Here is a 20862-nt window from a genome sequence, read left to right as displayed (position 1 = left end):
ACAGCGTCCGGGTTCACCGTGCGCCGACGCGCCGTCGCAGCGCAGGCGCGACGGCGCCGGACGAGAGAGGAAGGATGAGAGGAGACAAGGACACCGTGATCCGCGACGCGACAGAGGTCGACATGGCGGAGGTGCAGCGCATCTACGCGCACCACGTGCTGAACGGACTTGCGACCTTCGAGGAAGTGCCGCCGACTCTGGATGAGATGATCGCGCGCCGCGACGCCGTGCTGGCCGCCGGGTTGCCGTATCTCGTGGCCGATGTCGACGGATGCGTAGCCGGCTACTCCTACGCGACGTCGTATCGGCCCCGTCCGGCCTACCGCCACACCATCGAGGACTCGGTGTATGTGTCGGAAACCCTGCGCGGCCGCCGCGTCGGCGCGGCGCTGCTCCAGGCGTTGATCGAACGGACAGAGGCGGGGCCGTGGCGGCAAATGATCGCCGTGATCGGCAACAGCGGTAACGCCGGTTCGATCGCGCTGCACCGGCGTATGGGCTTCGAGATGGTCGGGACGCTGAGATCGGTCGGCTTCAAGCTCGGGCAATGGGTCGACACCGTGCTGATGCAGCGGTCGCTTGGTCGCGGCGGCGGTGCACCTCCATCAGGGACCAGGGAGGCGCCGCGGTGATCGCGCGCCGGCTCGTGGTCGCCCTCGGACTTGGCCAACTGATCTCCTGGGGCGCCACCTACTATCTGATCGGCGGATTTGGCGAGCAGATCGGCGCCGACCTCGGCTGGAGTCGCGACATTGTTTACGGCGGCTTTGCCGTCGCGCTGCTGGTCATGGGGTTGACGTCGCCGCTGGTGGGACGGCTGGTGGATCGCCGCGGTGGCCGCGACGTCATGGTCGCCGGCGCGGTGGTCAATGCTGCCGGATGCGCCGGTCTTGCCGTCTCGCATCAGGTCGCAACGTACTTCGCGGCGTGGATCGTCCTCGGCCTCGGGATGCGGCTGACGCTGTACGACGCCGCCTTTGCGGCACTGGCGCGGATCGGCGGACCGGAGGCGCGTAGGGCGATGTCGGGGATCACGTTGCTCGGTGGATTGGCGGCCACCGTGTTCTGGCCGCTCGGACACATTCTCTCGGAGCATTTTGGCTGGCGGATCGCGCTGCTCGTCTATGCAGGCTTCGCGCTTGTGACGATTCCGCTCTCTCTCATGACCCCGAACCGGCGCTACGCCGGTCCGTCCGACTCCGGCGCGGCGGCGCGGAGGCAGCCACTCGCGTCCAATCCCCGGCAGGTGTTGGTTGGAGGCGGGCTCTATGCCGTGATCACGACGGGCGCGAATTTCCTGAACGCCGGCATGTCGGCGCACATGATCGCCGTTCTCGCCGGCCTCGGGCTCAGCGCCACGGTCGCCGTCTGGATCGCGACATTGCGGGGAATCGGGCAGTCGGCGGCCCGTCTCTGCGAAGTCCTGTTCGGCGGACGGATCAATCCGCTCGCGCTCAACCTGCTGGCCTGCCTGGTCATGCCGCTCTCCTTCATCGCCGGGCTGTTCAGCGGGACCTCGAAGGAGATGGGGATCGTCTTCGCGCTGCTGTACGGCGCCTGCAACGGCATCCTGACCATCACCAGGGGGACGTTGCCGCTCATCCTGTTCGACCATCGCAGCTACGGGACGATCGTCGGCCGCCTGATCGTGCCAAGCTTTATCCTGCCCGCGGCGGCGCCGCTGATCTACGCGATCGTCATCGACCACGTGGGCAATGCGGGCGCGCTGTATCTCTCGATCGGCCTTGCCATGATGACGTTGCTCGCGGCGGTGCTGCTGAAGGTGCTGTTTCCGAGACCGTCTTGAGGTCTGCGCCCAACGAGATCTCTTCAAGAAAAACATGCGAGGAAGAAAAGACATGGCGCCGCTGATCAAAGGCCGTCTCGCGGCGCTGGTTCTCAAGCCGCCTGCTCGCGGGGCAGCCAGAGCGACAGCCAGCCGCCGAGCGCCAGCAGTGCCACGTTGCAGCCGAGCCCGATCGTGAAGGCGTGCGCGTAATCGTCGGCATCCGGATGCACCCCAAGCAGGCTGTAGAAGACGCCGCCGATGGTCGCAACGCCGAGCGCGGCGCCGATCTGGAAGGTCGAGATCATGATCCCCGATGCGAGCCCGGCGTGGTGCGAATTGATGCTGCCGATGACGGCCTTGATAACCGACGGCATCACGGTGCCGAAGCCGAGACCGCCGCACGCCAGGCCGATCGCAAGGCTCTGCGGCAGCGCGCCGCCGACCGAGAGCATCACGACACCGAAGCCGACGACCTGGAGGGCGAAGCCCAGCGTCAGCGTACGCACGCCGAGCCACTGCATGACGTAGGACGACACCAGCGAGGCGAAAAAGAAGCCGACGGCGAAGGGCAGGGTGGCGAGCCCCGCGGTCAACGGCGACTCGTGCAGGCCGTTTTGCAGATAGACCGCAAACGTCAGGTAGGACGACGACAGCATGTAGAAGGCGAGCGCCATCACGAGCCCGATCACGAAGTCGCTGTTGCGCAGGAGATGCAGCGCAACCAGCGGATCGCCGCCACGGGCCGACAGGTTCGCTTCGAAGCGGACGAAGGCCCCGAGCATCAGCGGCGAAGCCAGCAGCATGGCGACGATCCAGATAGGCCATCCCGTCTCGCGGCCCTGGATCAGCGGGTAGACCAGGAGGCCGAGCGTGAGCGACAGCAGGATCACCCCGCCGATGTCGATCCGCTTGGCGTGTTGTGCACGCGAATCAGTCAGGAACAGCAGCCCGCCGATGAAGGCGGCAAGCCCGATCGGTACGTTGATCAGGAAGATCGCCTGCCAGGCAAGTCCGAACGGATGGGCCGACACCAGCACGCCGCCGAGCACCTGGCCGCAGATGTTGGCGAGGCCGAAGGTCGCCCCGTAGTAGCCGAGGGCGCGGCCTTGCTCGGCGGCCGGAAACAGCACGCGGATCGAGGTGAGCACTTGCGGCGCCATTGCGGTCGCGGTGAGGCCCTGGAGGATCCGCCCGGCGACCAGCACGGGTGGCGACCACGCGATGCCGCACAGCACCGAGGCGATCGTGAAGCCGGCAACGCCGCCCAAGAACATACGCCGCCGTCCAAAGAGATCGCCGAGCCGGCCGCCCGTAATCAGGAACACTGCGTAGGTCGCGGCGTAGGCTGAGATGACGAACTGCATCTCGCTTGCGGTTGCGCCGAGATCCTGGCGAATGGCCGGCAGTGCGAGATTGACGACGTTGAAGTCGAGGATCGGCAGGAAGGCGCCAGTGAGCAGGACGGGCAAAGCGAGCCACCGCCGCGGGTCTCCCATCGCGTGTCCGGCATGGTTGAAGCGCAGCGTATCGGCAGTCTCGGTCGTCACCTTCCAACTCCTCCGTATCGCCGGATGCCCTGGCGCGGCGCGCTCGGTCGATCGAACCATGCAGAGGAAGATGGCCTGTCCATCTGCGATATGATATTGTCCATCATCGCCAATCGAGTTTGCAAAAATGCACAATGCGATCGACTGGAATGATCTTCGCCTCGTCCTGGCGGTCGCGCGCGAGGGCAGCCTCTCGGGAGCCGCACGCAGGCTGGGCGTCACGCATTCGACGGTGTTTCGCCGCCTTGGCGCGATCGAGGCCACGATCGGAACGCGCCTGTTCGAACGCTTCCGCGACGGCTATGCGCCGACCCCGGCCGGCGAGACGGCGGCTGCGTCTGCGGCCCGTCTCGAGGACAGGTGCTCGCACTCGAACGCAAGCTCTCCGGGCAGGATCTCAGGCCGTCAGGCCCGGTCCGGATCACGACGACGGATACGCTCGGCGCGATCCTGATGCGGCATTTGCCTGCGATGCGCGCCGCCGATCCGGAGATCGAACCCGAGATCACGATCTCGAACACGATGGCGAACCTGACGCGGAGGGAGGCCGAGATCGCGATCCGCCCGACCCCGGCGCCGTCCGAATTGCTGGTCGGGCGGCGCGTCGCCGAGATCGCGCACGCCATCTATGGATCGCGCGCCTATCTCGGCCGGCGCAGCGACAAGGATTTGTCCGCGCACGACTGGATCGGGCTCGACGATGCGCTGGCGGGGACTGTGATTGCAGGCTGGATGCGCCAGAACCTGCACGCGGCGCGCGTCACCTGCCGTGTCGATGCGCTGCCTGCGCTGCGCGACGCGGCGATTGCCGGGTTGGGGCTTGCCTTGCTTCCCTGCTACGTCGGAGACCTCGCGCCCGGACTGCGACGAGTTACGCCGAAGACGCTTGCCGAGCCCCGGTCAGCGCTGTGGCTGCTGACGCATGACGATCTCAAGCGCACCGCGCGCATCCGCGCCACGCTCGACTTTCTCGCCAAGGCCCTGGCGGCAGAGCGCGCATTGTTCGAGGGGAAGCGTGCCGATGCCACGCGACGATAGACGACCGGCGTGTCATCGTAGATGGATCAGGCGCGCGATGCGCCGTTCAGGGTCTTCTGAGCGTGATGACCGGCGCGCCCACGTCCGGCCGCGTTGCCGGCGATCCCGGGGGCACGATGCTCGCGAAAGGCAGTCGCGAGGGCCTTCAGCGCGGCGCGCGACCGCGGATCCGAGAGCGTCGACAGCAGCACGATCTCTGACGGGGGCAGGGCGGGAAGGCCGAACCGCTTGCTCACCTCGATCGTGCCGGGCGGGGCGACCCGGCAAGAGAAGACCGAGATGGCGAGGCCCGCCGAGACTGCCTCCGCAACGGCAAAAGCCCCGCACCCCAGAAACGTCTCGGTCCACGGCAGTCCCGCCGCGTCGAGCGCGCGCGTCGCGATGTTGAGGATGCCGCAGGACGGCGAGGACGCCGCCAGGCGGATCGGGTCTCCAGTGTGATGGACGAAGTCCGGCGTGGCAAACCAGCCGAAATGATCTGGGCCGAGCACCTCGCTGTCGCGACGATCGTCCTCCCGGAAGATGATCACCGCGTCGATGATGCCGCGATCGAATGCGTCGAGCAGGTCGCGGGCATCGTCGAGCCGCACCTCGATGGTGAGCGCCGGATCATGCCCATTCAGCCGCGCCAGCAATGTCGGAAGCTCGGGTGCGCCGACATGGGTGGCGATCCCCAGCGAGAAGCGGCGGCGAGCCGAAGACAGTTCGGCGACGGCGCGGTCGTGCGCGGCGAGGAAGGCGCGTGCGGAGTCGAGGAACACAGCACCCTGCGCCGACAGGCGCACCAGCCGCGGCGTCCGTTCGACCAGTCTGTGGCCGAGCCGCGCTTCCAGCCGCTTCAGCTTGACACTGATCGCGCCTTGCGTGGTGCCGAGCGTGTCGGCCGCGCGGGTGAAGCTCTGTAGATCGGCAATCGCAACGAATGCCTTGACGGCATCGACATCGAGTGTGGTCACGTCAATCATCCGAATTTGTTGTCTCTGAAATATCTAGTCATCCAGTTCCAAGATGTTCAAGCGCCGCCTAGCTTCGCGACAGGTCAAGCGCGGCGCACGGCTATTCCGTCGCCGCTTCAATTGATTGTGTGCCGACCCGCGCGCCGCTGCTGCCAGTACCCTGGCAGCAGCGTGGGCTATGGCGTTGGCGTCGCAATGTCGAAAGGCTGAACCATGCCCAATGAGCTGAGCCGCCGAGGCGCCGTCGTCCTGTCCGCCGTATGTCTGTCATGCCTGATGTTCGGCCTGGAAATTTCCAGCATTCCCTCGATCCTGCCGACGCTGGAGCAAGTGTTGCACGCCGACTTCAAGCAGCTGCAGTGGATCATGAACGCCTACACGATCGCCGTCACGACCGTGCTGATGGCGGTCGGAACGCTGGCGGACCGCTTTGGGCGCAAGCGCATGTTCGTCATCGCGATCGCCGGATTCGGCCTCACGTCATTGATGTGCGGGGTGGCAGACAACGTCGTGACGCTGATCGTCGCCCGCTTCCTGCAGGGCGCGAGCGGCGGCGCACTGCTGATCTGCCAGATCGCGGTCCTGTCGCATGAATTCCAGGGCGGACGGGAACGCGCCATCGCCTGGGGCTGGTGGGGCGTGATCTTCGGCATCGGGCTTGGATTCGGACCGATCATCGGCGGCGCGGTCGCCGCGGTCCTGAGCTGGGAATGGGTGTTCCTCGTCCACGTGCTGTTCGCGGCGGTGGCGCTCGTGCTCACCATCGGCGGCGTGCACGAATCGAAGGACCCGAAGGCGAGCACGCTCGACCTTACAGGCATCGTGACGCTCTGGCTCGCGGTGTTCTGCCTGGCCTACTACATCACGCAGGGACCGGATCTCGGCTTCGCCAGCCCGGCCGCGCTTGCGATCCTCGGAGTTTCCGCGGCGAGCCTCATCGCCTTCCTCGTTGCCGAGCAGGTCAGCCGGCGGCCGATGTTCGACTTCTCGGTGTTCCGGATTCCCGCGTTCTCCGGCTCGATCGTCGGCTCGGCCGCGATGAACCTCAGCTACTGGCCTTTCATGATCTATCTGCCGATCTGGTTTCACGCTGGTCTCGGCTATGACAGCGTGTCGGCCGGTCTTGCGCTACTCGCCTACACGCTGCCGACGTTGGTGATGCCGCCGTTCGCGGAGCGGCTGTCGCTGCGTTACCAGCCTGGTCTGATCATTCCCGCGGGGTTGTTCACGATCGGCATGGGCTTCATGCTGATGAAGTTCGGCAGCGCCGCCGCACATCCGGATTGGTCGACGATGCTGCCGGGCTGCCTGATCGCCGGAATCGGCCTCGGCATCACCAATACGCCGGTCACCAACACGACGACGGGCTCGGTCTCGAGCGACCGTGCCGGCATGGCCTCCGGCATCGACATGAGCGCCCGGATGGTCTCGCTTGCGGTCAATATTGCGCTGATGGGCTTCATCCTGGCGAGCGGCGTGCTGGCGCATCTCAAGGCAGTGCTGCCCGGGCTCGATGCGGACCAGGTGCGCGGGCTCGCCGAGAAGATCGCTGCGGGCAACACCGTATCCATGCCCGAGCTGACGGCTCCGATCGTGCACCAGGCGCTGGCGAGTGGATTCGGCTGGGTGATGCTCTACGGCGGGATCGGTGTGTGGATCATGGCCGGCATCAGCTTCGTGATCTTCAACGCGCGGCCGCTTCGTCAGCCGAGGGTTCAGTACCCGGAATGATCGGATCAAGCGGGGAGTGCCTGCGATCCCGCGGATCCTCGTGCGGCCTCTGCGCTGCGCGCAAGTCGACAACGGGATAACCGCGTGCATGCAATTCGGCCAGCAAGGTCGATTTCCCGCCGCCAGAGCAGCCCGAGATCAGGATGAAGCGAGTTTCCAAGGGAGGCCTAGACCCGAAACGGATTGACGATCCGAAGGCTGTTATCCAGGACTTGGTTGTGCTGCATGTCCTCAGACCACAATCTGTCGCAACCGGCCTGAAGCGCGGAGGCGGCGATCATGGCGTCGAACATCGACAATCCGTAGCGCTCGGCCAGATCAAGTCCAGCGTCATGGATCTCCTGCGTGAGGGGATAGATCGTCAGCAGATTGCGCAAGATCGTCAGAAATGCGCGCGTCTCCGTCCATGACATCCGCATCTTGCGGCGCGCGACATTGGCGATTTCATTCAGCACCTGAACGCTAATCACCCCGCCCCGGGAAATGACGGCTTCTGCCCGATCGGCCTTCAAGGGATCGCCCGACGCGAGGTGGACAAGCACGTTGGTGTCGAAGAAGTCACCGGGCATTTGCCTCGTCCCGGTCGAATTTGAAATCCGCCGGCAGGCGTCCGCGGAAGGCGCGCAGTCGCGCCAGTAACTCCTCACGCCCCGGTTTGCGCGCGACGCCGAAGTTCCGCTCGTCGGCAACATGGATTTCGATCTCGTCGCCTTCCTTGAGTTCGAGCGCTTCGACCACGGCCGCGGGAAGCCGAATCGCGAGGCTGTTACCCCATTTGGCGACTTGCATGTTGGTGCTCCGTGTAAGGATATCCACCAGCTGAGATGTATATCCGGAAGCCGTGGATGCAAGCGGACTTCGCGCCGCACCTATTGCGCGCGCCCCAGCGGCCCGTCGCAGAATCGACTTGTTTGCTTCGTCGCCTGTCGGTTCCACACCGTCCCGTTCGTCTTCCACCCAGACCGAGGTGCACTGGGAGATCAGGAATGAGCAATTCTCACTATCGTTGGGTGATCGTCGCGGCTGGGGGCCTGTTAGGCTGTGTCGCGATCGGCGGCATGTTTTCGCTGCCGGTGTTTTTGCAGCCGATGGCCCGGGAGACCGGCTGGTCGGTGACCGGCATTTCCAGCGCGATGACGATCGGCTTCCTCGCGATGGCCTTCACCAGCATGATGTGGGGCACGCTGTCGGACCGGTTCGGTCCGCTTCCGGTGGTGCTGACCGGTTCGGTCGTGCTGTCGGCGAGCCTTGCGCTGGCGAGCCGGGCGCCGTCGTTGCTGGCGTTTCAGGTCCTGTTCGGCGTGCTGGTCGGCGTCGCGACCGCCGCCATCTTCGCGCCGATGATGGCCTGCGTCACCGGCTGGTTCGACACCCATCGCGCCCTTGCCGTCTCGCTGGTGTCGGCGGGCATGGGCATGGCGCCGATGACCATGTCGCCGTTCGCCGCCTGGCTCGTCTCCCATCACGACTGGCGCACTTCAATGCTCATCGTGGCTGGCGTGGTCGCCGCGATCATGATCCCGGTCTCGCTCCTGGTGCGAAGGCCGCCCGCGCTGCAGAACCCGCAGGCGGCCGCGGCGGCCGACAACGGCGAACCGGCGATGTCGATGGCGCAGGCGCTGCGCTCGCCGCAATTCATGATCCTGATCGCGACCAATTTCTTCTGCTGCGCCACCCATTCGGGGCCGATCATCCACACCGTCAGCTATGCGATCACCTGCGGCATTCCGATGATCGCTGCGGTCACGATCTACAGCGTGGAAGGACTGGCCGGAATGGGCGGCCGCATCGTCTTCGGCCTGCTCGGCGATCGCTTCGGCGCCAAGCGCGTCCTCGTGCTCGGCCTGCTCGCGCAGGCGTTCGGCGCGCTCGGCTACGTCTTCGTGCGCGAGCTCGCCGCGTTTTATGCGGTGGCGGCGGTGTTCGGCTTCATCTATGCGGGCACCATGCCGCTCTATTCCGTGCTTGTGCGCGAGAACTTCCCGCTGCGCATGATGGGCACCGTAATCGGCGGCACCGCGATGGCCGGTAGCCTCGGCATGGCGACCGGGCCGCTGGCCGGCGGCCTGATCTACGACACCTTCGCGAGCTACACGTGGCTCTATGTCGGGTCCTGGGCGGTCGGCCTCGGCGCGTTCCTGATCATGATGACCTTCAGGCCGTTCCCGGCCGTGCGGAGCGCGGCTCCGGTGCCGGCCTGAGACGTGAGTTGATGCGTGGCGTGGTCCGCCGAGGGGTGGATCACGCCGCACCTCACGCGCGGCGTCGCTTTGGCCGCGCAATCGCGCGTACCGTGTTCTTGGCGTGTCCGCCGCCGCAGAAGAAGCGGTCGCCGCCATCAGACTCCAGTCCGGAGACGTTCGTCCCCTTCGGCATCTCGAGCCTTTCCAGAACGTCGCCGGTTTGCGGATCGATGTGCCGCACCTCGCTCGCGTCGTCTTCCCAGGTGCCGTGCCAGAGTTCGCCGTCGACCCAGGTGACGCCGGTGACGAAGCGATTGGACTCGATGGTGCGAAGGATCACGCCGGTGTCCGGATCGATCTGGAGGATCTTGCGGTCGCGATATTGTCCGACCCAGAGCGAGCCTTCGGCCCAGGCAAGGCCGGAGTCGCGACCGCCACCGGGCGATGGGATCGTCGACACCACGCGGCCGTTCTTCGGATCGATCTTGTGGATACGGTCCTCGGTGATCTGATAGAGGTGCTTGCCGTCGAAGGCGGTGCCGGCATGAGCTGCGATGTCGAAGGTGCGGGTGGTCTTGCCGCTGTCGGGATCGAACGCGATCATCCGGTCGCCCGCAGCGAACCAGACCTGCTCGCCATCGAAGCTGACGCCGCCCACGCTGTCGACGCCTTCGAAGGCGTATTCCCTGATGATCCGGGCCGGCGACGTCTTCATGCTTCGCTCCTGTTGCTTGATTGCGGCCTGATGCTAGCCGTTCGGCAGCGGGGCAGGGAGTAACAAGGTCGTCGTGAATCCCGGCACTGGCGGCGTCATCCAGCGCCGCGCGCGGGCGCGGCCGACCGACCGCACCTTGCCCGCGGCGGCGAGCGCGTCGAGCGCGCGCTGCACGGTGCGCTGGCTGGCGCCGAGTGCCTGCGACAGCGCCGAACTCGACCACGCCTCGCCATCGGCGAGGAAGGCGAGCACCGCGGCGTGCTCCTCCTCGACTGGGCGCGCCAGCACGGCAACCTCGCGCCCGCCGTGTGGCTCCAGCACAAAGCCGTCGGGCGTCGCGCGCAGGTCGGCGAGCGGCCGCAGCGCGCGACGCAGCCGGCCGATCTCGACCCGCAGTCGCGCACGGTGCGATTCATCGGCGTGCTTGCCGCGAAACGCCCGCGCGATCAGCGTGCCGCGCGACACGTCCCGCGGCCACGCCTCGCCCAGCGCGCGGGCGAGCGCGAACAACACCGGCCGGCGCGTCAGCGAGACCGTTGTGCTGTTGTCGCGCACGACGTAGCGGCAGGCATCGACGACAAGCGCCTTCGACACCATCAGGGCCTCGACCTCTTCGAGCCGCAGCAGCCGTTCACTGCCCCGTGCGATCAGACGCGCCGCGGGCGCTCCGAGCAGACGCGCGGTGCTCTCGACCTCGGCCGCAAGTTCCGCGATGCCGGCACGGCGCGCGGCGTCCTTGGCCCGCGCCAGCGCGTCGCGTGCCGGTTTCGTCCGCAGCCGCCGCATCGCGATCCCGGCCACGACGAGCTCATGGCCGACCCGAAGTGCCGGCGGGAAGGGCGCGGGGTCGAGGTCATCAAGCATGCGCTCGGCCGCATCGAGGCTCCCGATCAGCAGCAGGCGGCGGATTTCGAGATAGCCGGCATGTGCGGCGTTGAGCGCATCACCATGCGCCGCAAGGGTCGCGCGCGCCGCGGCGAGGGCTCGCTTCGGAAAAGAAAGGTCGCGCGACACCAGCGCGATCTCGGCCTCGGCCACCACGCAGCGCGCACGCGCAACGGCCTCCCGCGGGCCGAACGCGCGTCCCGCGCGCCGCAACAGCTCCTTGGCCCGGGCGAAGTCGCCGAGCCGGGCCATCGCGATGCCGCGCAACGCCAGCGCCGGCGCGTCGTCGCGCAGCGCCACCCGTTTCAGTGCGCCAAGGGGATCACCCGCCGCGAGCGCGCGCGCCGCAGCCGTTATCAGCGCGTCCATCCGAATCCCGACACACTTGTCACTCTCTCCATCCGAGTCCCGGGCCTAATCTAGCACAAGACGACAGAACGCCATGGCCAAGGAGACCTATACGATGACCAGTCACCAAATAGGAACGCGCGAGCAATGGCTTGCGGCCCGGCTGGACCTGCTGCAGGCCGAGAAGGAGTTGACGCGGCGCAGTGACGCGGTGGCCCGGCAGCGACACGCCCTGCCGTGGGTCCGAATCGACAAGGACTACCGGTTCGATACCGATGACGGCAGCGCTTCGCTGGCAGACCTGTTCCGGGGCCGCTCGCAGCTCCTCATCTATCATTTCATGTTCGGCCCCGATTACGCCGCCGGCTGTCCGTCCTGCTCGATGATCGCCGACGGTTTCAACGGATTTGCGGTCCATCTCGCTCATCACGACGTGATGCTGTCGGCGGTCTCGCGGGCGCCGCTCGCAAAGCTGCAGGCCTACAAGCGGCGGATGGGCTGGACGTTTCCATGGGCGTCGTCGTCTCCGAGCGACTTCAACGCCGACTTCAATGTCTGGTTCACCGAGGATCAGCAGAACAGTGGCATCGACTACAACTACCGGCGCGAACCGCCATTCGTGCAGCGTGACGAGCCGCAGGGCGGCGGCGAGGCCCCGCGGTCCGTGTCCCACTCCGCGATGTGCGGGACCGACCGCGCAACCTTCCTTCGCGAGCGGCCGGGCATGAGTGCCTTCGTCCGCGAGGACGGCGCGATCTACCACACCTATTCGACCTACGCGCGCGGCCTCGACGGCATCTGGGGCATGTATGCCTGGCTCGACCGCGCGCCGAAGGGCCGCAACGAGAGCGGCGGCGCGTGGTGGCGCCGTCATGACGAGTACGACGCGGCCTGATCGGTCCAGGGAGGCGGCTGATGAGCGATCAGACCACATCAATCGTCGGCGCGCGGCCGCACGGATACGGCCAGACGGCAGCGCGTTGGCTGTCGCTGGCGGCGGCGCCGGCCTTCGCGATCATGGCGTTGCTCGCGGCGGCCGCGCCGGCCGACATTCTGTGTGTCGCCATGCAAGGGCCGATTTCGCTTCAGGGCATGGTCCCGATGTATGCGCTGATGAGTGCCTTCCATCTGGCACCGTGGCTGCGGCTGCTGCGATGACCGGTTCAATCTTCCGGCAGGGCGAACACCGCGCAGGGCCGCACGATGCCGCGCAGCTCGTGCGTGCCGAGCGCGACCAGCGGCATTTCGGTCTCGGCGGCCAGCGCGCCCGACACCAGCACGGTTTTCTGCAGCGGCCTGCACAGCCCTTCGAGCCGACTGACCAGATTGACCGCGGAGCCGATCGCGGTGAAGTCGAGACGATCGGCGGCGCCGATATTGCCCCAGAGCATGTCGCCGAGATGCAACGCCGCGCCGAACGGCAGCGGCGGCAGGCCCTGTTTGCGGCGCTCGGCATCGAGATGCGCCATGCCGAGGCGTGCGGCCGAGACCGCGCGCAACGCGGCCTCGCAGGCGCTGCGCGGGCTGGTCGTGACCGGGAAGATCGCGAGCAGGCCGTCACCGATGAATTTCAGCACCTCGCCGCCGAAAGCGTGGATGGCGCCGGCGATGCGATCGAACCAGGCGTCGAGCGCGGCGATCACCTCGGCGGGAGGATGGCTCTCGGAGAGTGCGGTGAAGCCGCGCAGGTCGGCAAACAACAGCGCGGCCTTGATGGTCTCGCCGGTGTTGCGCCGCAAGGGCGATGCCAGCACGCGCGCCGCGCTGCGCCGGCCGAGATAGGCTTCCAGCGCCGCGGTCAGCGTGGCTCGCGTGGCGAGCGCGGCCAGCGGCGCTGCGGCGAAGCGCGCCGCATCGCGCAATTGATCTGCCTCGTCGGGCGTGAAGGGGCGGGTCCCGATCCAGCCAAGCGCCGGCCCATCCGGGCGCGGGCCGATGGTGTCTTCATGCACCGGGCCCGTCGCGAGCCCGCTGAGCCAGCGGCGGCCGGCATCGCCGGATGCGGCGGTATCGAACATGCCAAAGGGCTGCTGCGGCGCGAAGCCGAGCGCCTCGATGACTTCACCGCTGTCGGCGCGCCAGAGCCAGGTGCGCCTCGCGATCAGCGGGTGCGGAACCTCGAGCGTGAGGGCGCCGCCGGCGAGCGGCAGGCCATCCGCAACCAGATGCGCACCGAGTTCCGCCAGCAGCCGGTTGGCGCCCGCGGTCTCGGCTGCGGCGTCGACCAGCCAGCTCAACGTCGAAGACAACTGCATCGCGGTATCATGGAGGTGACGCCTCACTCTTGTCACGCGTTATCCGTTAAGATCGCCGCCAAGGGAGGATTTGATCGATGAGTGACCCCTTCGTCGTCAGGCGCGAAATCGAGATCGCAGCCCCGCCGGCTTCGGTGTTCGCCTTCCTGACCGATCCGCAGAAGATCGTAAGCTGGATGGGCCTCGAGGCAAAGACCGAGCTACATCCGGGTGGCCTGTTCTTCCTCAAGGGCGTCGGCGACGATCATGAACGCGCCGCGCGCGGTGCGTTCCGCGAGGTCGTGCCGGTGCACCGGCTCGCCTACAGCTTCGGCTGGGAAGGAGGCGAGGAGGTGCCCCCGGGATCGAGCCTGATCGAGATCGATCTGATCGACAAGGACAGCGGCACCCTGTTGCGCATGACCCACAGCGGCCTGCCCAATGCGGCGCAGTGCGCCAGCCATGACAAGGGATGGGCGCACTATCTCGGCCGGCTCGCGCTGGTGGCCGCGGGCCAGGATCCTGGTCCGGATCACGGTCCACACCGCCGCGCCTGACACCGCGCATGCAAGGACGCGCGCGCCTCCGCTGGAATCCGCACGGCGCGCCGCCACTATCGCCACGCCAGGCGGTAATGACAGGAGCGTTACGCGAGCCCGAGCGCCTTGCGCGACTTTCGCGTCAGCCTCGCCGCAATCAGCGCGTGCGCCTGGTCGAGATAGGCTTTGAGCTCGGCGTCGGGCAGCACGTTGTTGCCGACAAGCTGCACCCATTTGGCGCGCGCCAGATAGGGCGCCGGCTGCGCCAGGCCCTGCTCGATCAGGAGTTGGTAGGCCATGTTCGAGGTCTTGAACATGAAGCCGCCGCCGAGCCGTTCGACGAAGCCGCCACCCAGCGCAAACATCTTGCCGCCGACCTTGAACACCGACGTGCCTTCCCATTGCACCACCTTGGTGGTGGCGGGCAGGCTCAGGCAGTGCTTTTCGAAAGCCTTCGGGCTCATGGCATCGGCTAGCGGTGGAGAGAAGTGCGCGCATGCTTAGTCTGGGCGCGTAAAGGTCGACAAGCCTTAAGTGGTGACCATTTGGGCGAATGCCGCTCAAGGGCAGCACGGTCTGTGCTTGAAGGTGGCGTGACGCGGCGCCTGTGGCGCCACCGGTCCGCAGCCTTTTGGTTGGCGATGATGGCTTCATCGCAACGGCGCGGGCGTTTCGCCGCATCATTTTCGGCGGTCGCGGTGACCTGAGCGGGGCCAGCGGCCGATCAGAAATGATGGATGCCGAGCGCCGAGAAGGCCGCGTCGTGTGTCTCATGGCCGTCGGTCGTCGGCTGGCCGAGGAAGCCGAGGTGGAGCGGAAGCGGATGGAGCGGGGCCATCGGGATCGCGCCGGCGGTGTCAAGCAACGGAATGCTGGAGGGTGTGCTCGCAGGCGAATGCGCTGAGCTGTCCTGCGTCGAGCCGAGGATATCAGTCAGGACAGGTTCGACGACGGTCGTGACCGGCGAGTCATGAACAACGCTCGACACCATGCCGGTCAGGCCGTCGGTGAGATGGTTGATCGAATCAGACAGTGACGATGTCACCTGGCCGATCGTGGCGCTGACATCCGAGATCACGTGCGACACCGTCGCAAGGGAGCTGTCGACCAGGTTCTTGATGGTGTCGACGGGCTGCACGAGGGAAGACGCGAGATCTGTGGCCGGCGGCGCGCTGACAATGCCGTGGCTTCCGACGGCGTCGTGCGGCGATGCATGATCAGCCGATGTGCCGGGAGACTCCGCTGGAATAGACGGGGTCGGGGCATGCGCGGCGGAGGCGGTGCCAGCCGATGCCGTCGTTGCCGCCGTATGGTCTGGCTCGGGCGAAGGGCCGGCATCAGCGTGATCCATCGCTGTGGGCTGCGCCGGCGGCGTATCGGGGCTGCCTGCGTGCTGCTCGTGGAGATGAGGATCGGGCGGCGCAGGCTCCTTCGCGGACGGATCGGCGGGCTGCGCGGGGTGCAAGGCGGGCTCCGGCGCGGGCCGCTCCGGGTCGTGGTGGATGACGCGCGGCGCGGCTTCGGCCTCGTTCAGGACGGCAAGCAACGTCGTGAAGAAGGCTGCGGTCTCACCGGACGCAATCTGGCGCGCGGTTTCGGCGGCATGTGCGCGTCGCGTGTTGTCCTTGTCTGACATAGCCATGGCAGCTCCTCAGTGTTCCCGGAACGTCAACGTTCCCGGAAACCGCGCGTAATCTCGTCGCGCAGCGGTCCGAGCAGATATTCGAACAGCGTGCGCTGGCGTGTCGGCACGATCACCTCGGCCGGCATGCCTGGCTGCAGCTCGATATGCGATTTCCTGACGTCATCAGGATCGAGCGCGACCTCGACCGCGTAGTAGCCGGGCGACGACTTGTCATCGGTCAACCGGTCCGCAGACACCGTCTTGACGGTGCCGTAGAGGCGCGGCCGTTCGGCATAGTTCACGCCGATAAGCCTGACCTCGGCGCGACGGCCGGTGGTGACGTCGTTGATGTCGGAGAGCTTGAGCCTGGCGTCGGCGATCAGCGGATCGTCCGACGGCACGACGTCCATCAGCTTGGCGCCTGGCTGGATCACGCCGCCCTCGGTGAAGACGTCGAGGCCGACCACCGAACCGGTCGCAGGCGCGATAATCCTGGTGCGCGCCACCACGTCGCTCGTGGCGTCGATCTTGGGGGCGAGCTCGGCGAGCTTGGTCTCGGTCGAGCGGAGCTGGTCGGTGATCTCGCTCATCCGCGCGCGCTCGGCCTTGGCGATCTCAAGCTCGTTCTGCGCGATCTGCTGCTGCATGCCGGCGATGTTGGCCTGTTGCGCGCCGATGTCGGCCTGCAGCCTGGCATCCTCACGCTGCAGCGCCAGGATCCGGGTCTTCGGTGTATAGCCCTGTTCGTACAAATGCTGCGCGCCATTCATCTCGTCCGTCAGCAGCTCGCGCTGCTTCTGCGTGCCGGTCAGTTGCGCCTGCGTCCCGCCGATCTGCGCGGTGAGCTCCTTGATCTTGCCGCGGAGCACCGCGGTCTCGGCTTCGAACTGATGTTTCCGTGCGGCCATCATCGCGGTCTCGTTGGCCATCGCCTGGCGTACGGTGGCTTTGTCGCTCCGTGCGCGCAGGTCGTCGCCAAAGGCAGGCGCGTCCTGGCCGTCACGCTCGGCGACCAGCCGCGCCTCCGCGGCGAGGGCGGCGTCGCGATCGGCGACGAGGACGTCGAGCTTGGCGCGCGGGTCGCTGTCGTCGAGTGCGATCAGGAGCTGCCCCTTCTCGACATGGGCACCGTCGCGAACCAGGAGCTGGCGCACCACGCCGCCGTAGGGGTGCTGCACGCTCTGCCGCCGTCCCTCGACCTGGAGGTTGCCGTTGGCGATCGCCGCGCCGGAGATCGGTGCCAGCGTGCCCCACATCGTCATCGCGCCCGCAAAGGCTGCGACCACGCCGGCGCCGAGCCATGCCGGCCGCTCGGGCCGCGAGTACGAGGCGCGGTCGCGGATCGGGGCAAAATCCTCGCCGATCACCGTCATGTGGCACCTCGCGCGGCGGCCTGCTGCTGCAAGCTCTGATAGATTTCGCCAGGCGGCCCGAGCATGTCGAGCAGGCCGTTGCGCAGCACCATCATGACGTCGACGATGTCGAGGATGGTGGTGCGATGGGTGATGACGATGACGGTCGCACCCTCGGTCTTGGCCTGCAGCAACGCCGCCTTCAGCGCCTCCTCGCCGGGGCCGTCGAGATTGGCGTTGGGCTCGTCGAGCACGAGCAGAGGCGGGCGGCCGAGCAGCGCGCGTGCCAGCGCGAGGCGCTGGCGCTGCCCGCCGGAGAGGCCGACGCCGCCGGCGCCGAGCTGCGTGTCGTATTGCTTGGGCAGGTCGAGGATCATCTCGTGGATGCCGGCGCGCTTGGCCGCGTCGATGATCTCCTCGGTCGAGGCGTTGCCGAACCGCGCGATGTTCTCGCGCACGCTGCCGACGAACAGGCCGACATCCTGCGGCAGGTACCCGACATGGCGGCCGAACTCGAGCGGATCCCAATGGCTGTAATCGAGCCCGCCGAAGCGCAGCCGTCCGCCGGCGGGCGCGATCGCGCCGACCAGCATGCGCGCCAGCGTGCTCTTGCCCGAGCCGCTGGCGCCGACGATGCCGAGCGCCTGTCCGCCTGCGAGCTCGAACGACAGGCCCTTGATGACCGGCTCCTGCCGCGCCGGCAGGACGCAGCTGACATCGCGCACGTCGATTGTGTTGCGGGCGCGCGGCACGATGGTGCGGGGCGGTGTCAGGTCGACCTCGGCGAGCAGGTCGCGTACCTCGACATAGGCTTCGCGCGCGCCGATGAACTGCTTCCAGGTGCCGACCGCCTGCTCGACCGGCACCAGCGCGCGGCCCATCACGATGCTGGCGGCGAAGATCGTTGCGGGCGCAATCGCATGATCGATCGCAAGCCAGGCGCCGGTGCCGAGCATTAGGGATTGCAGCAGCAGGCGGAAGAAACGAATCGAGGAGGTCATGACCGCGTTCTTGTCGCTGGCATGAGCCTGCTGCACCAGCATCGAGGAGCGTTGGCTCTGCCAGTTGTGCTCGACCGCGGGCTGCATGCCCATGGCGCGGATGACATCGGCATGACGCAGCACGTTCTCGGTGAAGACATAGGACTGGTTGCCGGCGGCCTCCGCCCGCTTCATCGGCTCGCGCGTCATGACCTCGTTGAGCCCGGCAAGACCGAGCAGCAGGATCGCGCCGAGGGTCGCGACGATGCCGAGCAGCGGATGGATGAAGAATAGCAGCATCAGGTAGATCGGGATCCACGGCAGGTCGAAGGCAAAGTAGATGCCGGGTCCGGTTACGAAGGTGCGGAACTGGTCGAGATTGCGCAGCTGCTGCGCGCCGCGCGAGGCTCCGCGCTCCGCGGAGCGAACCACCAGCGCCTCGAACACGCGCCGCGACAGGTCCATGTCGAGGCGGATGCCGCAGCGGATCAGGATCCAGGCGCGCACCGCGTCGAGCAGCGCCATGGTAAGCAGCGCGATCGCGAGGATCAGGGTGAGAAGGACGAGGGTCGAGATGTTCTCGTTGAGCAGGACGCGGTTATAGACCTGCATCAGATAGAGCGGCGAACTCAGATAAAGCAGGTTGATGCCGCTCGAGAACAGGCCGGCCCACAGGAAGTGCGGCCATAGCGCGACGAGCGCCTGGCGGACACCATCGCTTCGACGCGAATGTGCGACAGTTTCGTCAAAAACCGCCAGCGAGTCCGAATGCATTCGGAGAAGTCCTCAAGCTGCCATGCAGGGTCACGATGCAGAAACCGCCGGCTCCGGCGGCCAGCGGCATCAGGCACGATGGCGTGGGGAAGTCTCCCCACGCCACGTGTTGTGAGACTTTCCGGACTCAGGCGAGCCCGTGGAGCAGGCCACCCACATCAAGGTGACCGACATCGGCCGTGGCGCCGATCATGGTCGGAGCGGAAACTGAGGCGTCGATGCCGCCGGTTCCGGCCAGGCCGGATGCCGAAAGGTTGACGCTCGGATTGGTTTCGACCACCGCACCGAGATCAAGCGTGTGCGAGAGATCGACCGTTCCGCTGGCGCCCGCCGATGCACCACCGCCTGCGCCGGCACTGCCTGAGAGCGAGCCGGTTGCAGAACCGAGCAGTCCGTCCACAGTGTCGAGCAGGTTTCCGAGAAGTGCCATGTGAACTCCTTTGTTTGATTGGCTTGGCGCGACGCAAAGCGTCGCTGGTCACAAAGTCATTCGCGCGCAAAAGGTTGCGGACTCATATGCGACCATTTCGTGCTCATTTCATGAGCGAGGAACAGGAACCGTACGTATGTCCTCGACCGTCGTCGTGGAGCGCGCGAGCCACGCGCTCGCCTTGGCGAAGGCGGAAGCAATCCATGTCACTGCTTGCGGAGGCATGGATTGCTTCGTCGCTAACGCTCCGCGCAATGACGTTGTCGAAGGCGCCGGAGGCGCTTCAGTGGCCTTGATGCCTTGAGATGAAGAACCTGACACGAGGCGCATGTGGGTTGACGTCGCGGGCGCCGCGGTCGATGGATTGAAAGCCTTTCACGTCAACAATAACAGGAAGCTTTCATGACACGCGTGCGCTGTATCACCGAAATGGGCATGGGCGTCGACGTCCACGGACGCGACGCCACCAAGGCTGCCAAACGCGCGGTCTCCGACGCCATCCGTCACTCCAGCCTCGGCTTCTTCCGCATGCTCGGCAAGACCGCGAACGACATGTTCGTCGATGTCACGATCGCCGTGCCGAATCCGGAGGGCGTCGACACCGCTGAAGTCGCCAAGGAGCTGCCATATGGCACAAAAACAGTGAAGGCGATCGCAGGCGGGCTCGAAATCCCGTCAGACCAGGGCAATGACCCGATCCTCATTGCAAATGCGGCGGTCATCGTCAGCTTCGATGATGGGAAATGATGCGTCGATCCGTGGCAAAGGCGCGAAGGGCGCCTTTGCCCGCCCTGCGGTTTCGCACGCAACGTGACAGCATCATTTGAAATAGTCCGGCTTCCCGGTGGTCCAGGTCTCGCCCCAATGCTGACCGCCGCCGTCGACGGTCAGCGTCTCGCCGGTGATGAATTTGCCGGAGGGGCCTGCGAGATAGACGCTGGCCTCGGCGATGTCCCAGGGCGAGCCCGGGCGCATCATCGGATTGGAGCGCGGATAGGCGGCGCGCGCTTCCGCGGTGTAGACGTTCCACCCCTCGGTTTCGATCGCACCAGGGGCGATGCAGTTGACGCGGATGTTCAGCGGCGCCCATTCGACCGCGAGCGCGCGCGACAGCCCGATCACGCCGGATCGCGCCGCGATCGTGTGCGCGATGCCGTAGAGGCCGTGGGTGGTGACCACGACGATGTTGACGATGCTGCCCAGGTGCTTGCGGTCACGCCAGAGCTGCGCCGCCGCCTGCATCATGTACCAGGTGCCGTTGAGGTTGGTATTGATGACCGCGTTCCAGCCCTTGACCGAAAAGTCGATCGCGGCCTGCGGGAACTGGCCGCCGGCGCTGTTGACCAGGATATCGACGCGGCCATGCGCGGCCCAGATCGCCTCGAACATCTTGTTGACGGCGTCGGGGTCCTTGATGTCGGCCACATGCGCGGAGGCCGTCAGGCCGCGCCGCCTGAGAGCGTCGACCAGCGCATTGAGCTTGTCGCTGTTGCGGCCGACCACGATGACATCAGCGCCGAGCCGTGAAAACAGCCACGCGATGGCGCGGCCGATGCCGCCGGCGCCTCCGGAGACGACCGCCACCTGACCGGCCAGCGCATCGGATGCAAACACGGTCGGATGGATCGCCAGTTCGTCGTCGGAGAGGCCGAGCCGTTCAGACTCCGCTTGATCTGTCATGGTCGGTCCGGCCCTTGCGGCTTGCATCGAGGTCCGTACATTAGCTAGCCAATCACA

23 protein-coding genes and 1 pseudogene are annotated in these 20862 nt (G+C 66.7%); 10 read left to right on the top strand and 14 right to left on the bottom strand.

Going from position 1 to position 20862, the window contains the following annotated elements; genetic code table 11:
• Positions 1 to 74: 74 nt before the first annotated feature.
• Both MTX23_RS20455 and MTX23_RS20450 read left to right on the top strand, forming a co-directional pair.
• Positions 75 to 632, top strand: coding sequence for a GNAT family N-acetyltransferase (locus MTX23_RS20455; protein WP_280972010.1), 558 nt, complete (start codon positions 75 to 77; stop codon positions 630 to 632).
• The gene (locus tag MTX23_RS20450; protein ID WP_280972009.1) at positions 629 to 1807 is read left to right on the top strand and encodes an MFS transporter; all 1179 of its coding nucleotides are present in this window, start codon (positions 629 to 631) and stop codon (positions 1805 to 1807) included. Before MTX23_RS20455 ends, MTX23_RS20450 begins: the two co-directional genes overlap by 4 nt.
• Positions 1808 to 1899: 92 nt before the next feature.
• Here MTX23_RS20450 and MTX23_RS20445 read toward each other — a convergent pair whose 3' ends face one another.
• Positions 1900 to 3336, bottom strand: coding sequence for an MFS transporter (locus MTX23_RS20445; RefSeq protein ID WP_280972008.1), 1437 nt, complete (start codon positions 3334 to 3336; stop codon positions 1900 to 1902).
• 127 nt (positions 3337 to 3463) lie between these two features.
• On the opposite strand from MTX23_RS20445, the gene MTX23_RS20440 reads away from it, so the two are divergent.
• Together MTX23_RS20440 and MTX23_RS20435 are read left to right on the top strand one after the other, a co-directional pair.
• Complete coding sequence (locus MTX23_RS20440) at positions 3464 to 3790, top strand: LysR family transcriptional regulator (protein ID WP_280972007.1); 327 nt, start codon at positions 3464 to 3466, stop codon at positions 3788 to 3790.
• Entirely contained in the window at positions 3697 to 4374 is a 678-nt protein-coding gene (locus MTX23_RS20435; RefSeq protein WP_280972006.1) for a LysR substrate-binding domain-containing protein, read from the top strand. The genes MTX23_RS20440 and MTX23_RS20435 overlap by 94 nt, the downstream gene beginning before the upstream one ends.
• 26 nt (positions 4375 to 4400) lie before the next feature.
• Here the strand turns inward: MTX23_RS20435 and MTX23_RS20430 are convergent, their stop codons facing one another.
• Positions 4401 to 5339: a LysR family transcriptional regulator gene (locus MTX23_RS20430; RefSeq protein WP_280972005.1), complete on the bottom strand. Its 939-nt coding sequence runs from the start codon at positions 5337 to 5339 to the stop codon at positions 4401 to 4403.
• 204 nt (positions 5340 to 5543) lie between these two features.
• Between MTX23_RS20430 and MTX23_RS20425 the strand changes: the two genes are divergently transcribed.
• Complete coding sequence (locus MTX23_RS20425) at positions 5544 to 7061, top strand: MFS transporter (RefSeq protein WP_280972004.1); 1518 nt, start codon at positions 5544 to 5546, stop codon at positions 7059 to 7061.
• A 67-nt stretch (positions 7062 to 7128) separates the two neighbouring features.
• Here the strand turns inward: MTX23_RS20425 and MTX23_RS20420 are convergent.
• The 3 genes and pseudogenes from MTX23_RS20420 to MTX23_RS20410 form a co-directional block, all read right to left on the bottom strand.
• Positions 7129 to 7221: pseudogene (locus MTX23_RS20420) on the bottom strand (AAA family ATPase); the annotation flags it as partial.
• A 7-nt stretch (positions 7222 to 7228) separates the two neighbouring features.
• The gene (locus tag MTX23_RS20415; protein ID WP_280972003.1) at positions 7229 to 7630 is read right to left on the bottom strand and encodes a PIN domain-containing protein; all 402 of its coding nucleotides are present in this window, start codon (positions 7628 to 7630) and stop codon (positions 7229 to 7231) included.
• Positions 7620 to 7850, bottom strand: a complete 231-nt coding sequence (locus MTX23_RS20410) for an AbrB/MazE/SpoVT family DNA-binding domain-containing protein (protein WP_280972002.1) — start codon at positions 7848 to 7850, stop codon at positions 7620 to 7622. The genes MTX23_RS20415 and MTX23_RS20410 overlap by 11 nt, the downstream gene beginning before the upstream one ends.
• 197 nt (positions 7851 to 8047) lie before the next feature.
• Here MTX23_RS20410 and MTX23_RS20405 point away from each other — a divergent pair, with 197 nt between their 5' ends.
• The gene (locus MTX23_RS20405) at positions 8048 to 9262 is read left to right on the top strand and encodes an MFS transporter (RefSeq protein WP_280972001.1); all 1215 of its coding nucleotides are present in this window, start codon (positions 8048 to 8050) and stop codon (positions 9260 to 9262) included.
• 52 nt (positions 9263 to 9314) lie between these two features.
• On the opposite strand, the gene MTX23_RS20400 is transcribed toward MTX23_RS20405, so the two are convergent.
• Both MTX23_RS20400 and MTX23_RS20395 read right to left on the bottom strand, forming a co-directional pair.
• Entirely contained in the window at positions 9315 to 9959 is a 645-nt protein-coding gene (locus tag MTX23_RS20400; protein ID WP_280972000.1) for a glutamine cyclotransferase, read from the bottom strand.
• Between the two features lie 33 nt (positions 9960 to 9992).
• Positions 9993 to 11213, bottom strand: coding sequence for a helix-turn-helix domain-containing protein (locus tag MTX23_RS20395; RefSeq protein WP_280971999.1), 1221 nt, complete (start codon positions 11211 to 11213; stop codon positions 9993 to 9995).
• Between the two features lie 94 nt (positions 11214 to 11307).
• Here MTX23_RS20395 and MTX23_RS20390 point away from each other — a divergent pair, with 94 nt between their 5' ends.
• Together MTX23_RS20390 and MTX23_RS20385 are read left to right on the top strand one after the other, a co-directional pair.
• Complete coding sequence (locus MTX23_RS20390) at positions 11308 to 12087, top strand: DUF899 domain-containing protein (RefSeq protein ID WP_280971998.1); 780 nt, start codon at positions 11308 to 11310, stop codon at positions 12085 to 12087.
• Positions 12088 to 12107: 20 nt separating this feature from the next.
• Positions 12108 to 12350, top strand: a complete 243-nt coding sequence (locus MTX23_RS20385) for a hypothetical protein (RefSeq protein WP_280971997.1) — start codon at positions 12108 to 12110, stop codon at positions 12348 to 12350.
• A 5-nt stretch (positions 12351 to 12355) separates the two neighbouring features.
• Here the strand turns inward: MTX23_RS20385 and MTX23_RS20380 are convergent, their stop codons facing one another.
• Positions 12356 to 13447, bottom strand: coding sequence for an adenylate/guanylate cyclase domain-containing protein (locus MTX23_RS20380; RefSeq protein ID WP_280971996.1), 1092 nt, complete (start codon positions 13445 to 13447; stop codon positions 12356 to 12358).
• Between the two features lie 77 nt (positions 13448 to 13524).
• Between MTX23_RS20380 and MTX23_RS20375 the strand changes: the two genes are divergently transcribed.
• A complete protein-coding gene (locus MTX23_RS20375) occupies positions 13525 to 13983 on the top strand; it encodes an SRPBCC family protein (protein WP_280971995.1) in 459 nt (152 codons plus the stop codon).
• An 89-nt stretch (positions 13984 to 14072) separates the two neighbouring features.
• Here MTX23_RS20375 and MTX23_RS20370 read toward each other — a convergent pair whose 3' ends face one another.
• The 5 genes from MTX23_RS20370 to MTX23_RS20350 form a co-directional block, all read right to left on the bottom strand.
• Positions 14073 to 14429: an MmcQ/YjbR family DNA-binding protein gene (locus MTX23_RS20370; protein WP_280971994.1), complete on the bottom strand. Its 357-nt coding sequence runs from the start codon at positions 14427 to 14429 to the stop codon at positions 14073 to 14075.
• 260 nt (positions 14430 to 14689) lie between these two features.
• Positions 14690 to 15607: a hypothetical protein gene (locus MTX23_RS20365; RefSeq protein WP_280971993.1), complete on the bottom strand. Its 918-nt coding sequence runs from the start codon at positions 15605 to 15607 to the stop codon at positions 14690 to 14692.
• Positions 15608 to 15633: 26 nt separating this feature from the next.
• On the bottom strand, positions 15634 to 16962 hold the full coding sequence (locus MTX23_RS20360) for an HlyD family type I secretion periplasmic adaptor subunit (RefSeq protein WP_280971992.1): 1329 nt from the start codon (positions 16960 to 16962) through the stop codon (positions 15634 to 15636).
• Positions 16959 to 18695, bottom strand: coding sequence for a type I secretion system permease/ATPase (locus MTX23_RS20355; protein WP_280971991.1), 1737 nt, complete (start codon positions 18693 to 18695; stop codon positions 16959 to 16961). The genes MTX23_RS20360 and MTX23_RS20355 overlap by 4 nt, the downstream gene beginning before the upstream one ends.
• Positions 18696 to 18822: 127 nt before the next feature.
• Positions 18823 to 19125 carry a hypothetical protein gene (locus tag MTX23_RS20350; protein ID WP_280971990.1) on the bottom strand — a complete coding sequence of 101 codons (303 nt, stop codon included), beginning with the start codon at positions 19123 to 19125 and terminating at the stop codon, positions 18823 to 18825.
• A 402-nt stretch (positions 19126 to 19527) separates the two neighbouring features.
• On the opposite strand from MTX23_RS20350, the gene MTX23_RS20345 reads away from it, so the two are divergent.
• On the top strand, positions 19528 to 19872 hold the full coding sequence (locus tag MTX23_RS20345; RefSeq protein ID WP_280971989.1) for a Lin0512 family protein: 345 nt from the start codon (positions 19528 to 19530) through the stop codon (positions 19870 to 19872).
• 72 nt (positions 19873 to 19944) lie between these two features.
• Here MTX23_RS20345 and MTX23_RS20340 read toward each other — a convergent pair whose 3' ends face one another.
• Entirely contained in the window at positions 19945 to 20805 is an 861-nt protein-coding gene (locus MTX23_RS20340; protein WP_280971988.1) for an SDR family oxidoreductase, read from the bottom strand.
• Positions 20806 to 20862: the final 57 nt, after the last annotated feature.

The sequence above is a fragment of the Bradyrhizobium sp. ISRA436 genome (genome assembly GCF_029910015.1).
Taxonomy (GTDB): domain Bacteria; phylum Pseudomonadota; class Alphaproteobacteria; order Rhizobiales; family Xanthobacteraceae; genus Bradyrhizobium.
Note: the sequence above shows the minus strand (reverse complement) of the source record. Positions and strands in the feature narration are given on the sequence as shown.

Bases quoted from the DNA above. Each gene is read 5' to 3' on its own strand.
- MTX23_RS20455 (WP_280972010.1), top strand. From the start codon at position 75: ATGAGAGGAGACAAGGACACCGTGATCCGCGACGCGACAGAGGTCGAC.
- MTX23_RS20440 (WP_280972007.1), top strand. From the start codon at position 3,464: ATGCACAATGCGATCGACTGGAATGATCTTCGCCTCGTCCTGGCGGTC.
- MTX23_RS20430 (WP_280972005.1), bottom strand. From the start codon at position 5,339: ATGATTGACGTGACCACACTCGATGTCGATGCCGTCAAGGCATTCGTT.
- MTX23_RS20425 (WP_280972004.1), top strand. From the start codon at position 5,544: ATGCCCAATGAGCTGAGCCGCCGAGGCGCCGTCGTCCTGTCCGCCGTA.
- MTX23_RS20415 (WP_280972003.1), bottom strand. From the start codon at position 7,630: ATGCCCGGTGACTTCTTCGACACCAACGTGCTTGTCCACCTCGCGTCG.
- MTX23_RS20410 (WP_280972002.1), bottom strand. From the start codon at position 7,850: ATGCAAGTCGCCAAATGGGGTAACAGCCTCGCGATTCGGCTTCCCGCG.
- MTX23_RS20405 (WP_280972001.1), top strand. From the start codon at position 8,048: ATGAGCAATTCTCACTATCGTTGGGTGATCGTCGCGGCTGGGGGCCTG.
- MTX23_RS20400 (WP_280972000.1), bottom strand. From the start codon at position 9,959: ATGAAGACGTCGCCGGCCCGGATCATCAGGGAATACGCCTTCGAAGGC.
- MTX23_RS20395 (WP_280971999.1), bottom strand. From the start codon at position 11,213: ATGGACGCGCTGATAACGGCTGCGGCGCGCGCGCTCGCGGCGGGTGAT.
- MTX23_RS20390 (WP_280971998.1), top strand. From the start codon at position 11,308: ATGACCAGTCACCAAATAGGAACGCGCGAGCAATGGCTTGCGGCCCGG.
- MTX23_RS20385 (WP_280971997.1), top strand. From the start codon at position 12,108: ATGAGCGATCAGACCACATCAATCGTCGGCGCGCGGCCGCACGGATAC.
- MTX23_RS20380 (WP_280971996.1), bottom strand. From the start codon at position 13,447: ATGCAGTTGTCTTCGACGTTGAGCTGGCTGGTCGACGCCGCAGCCGAG.
- MTX23_RS20375 (WP_280971995.1), top strand. From the start codon at position 13,525: ATGAGTGACCCCTTCGTCGTCAGGCGCGAAATCGAGATCGCAGCCCCG.
- MTX23_RS20370 (WP_280971994.1), bottom strand. From the start codon at position 14,429: ATGAGCCCGAAGGCTTTCGAAAAGCACTGCCTGAGCCTGCCCGCCACC.
- MTX23_RS20365 (WP_280971993.1), bottom strand. From the start codon at position 15,607: ATGGCTATGTCAGACAAGGACAACACGCGACGCGCACATGCCGCCGAA.
- MTX23_RS20360 (WP_280971992.1), bottom strand. From the start codon at position 16,962: ATGACGGTGATCGGCGAGGATTTTGCCCCGATCCGCGACCGCGCCTCG.
- MTX23_RS20355 (WP_280971991.1), bottom strand. From the start codon at position 18,695: ATGCATTCGGACTCGCTGGCGGTTTTTGACGAAACTGTCGCACATTCG.
- MTX23_RS20350 (WP_280971990.1), bottom strand. From the start codon at position 19,125: ATGGCACTTCTCGGAAACCTGCTCGACACTGTGGACGGACTGCTCGGT.
- MTX23_RS20345 (WP_280971989.1), top strand. From the start codon at position 19,528: ATGACACGCGTGCGCTGTATCACCGAAATGGGCATGGGCGTCGACGTC.
- MTX23_RS20340 (WP_280971988.1), bottom strand. From the start codon at position 20,805: ATGACAGATCAAGCGGAGTCTGAACGGCTCGGCCTCTCCGACGACGAA.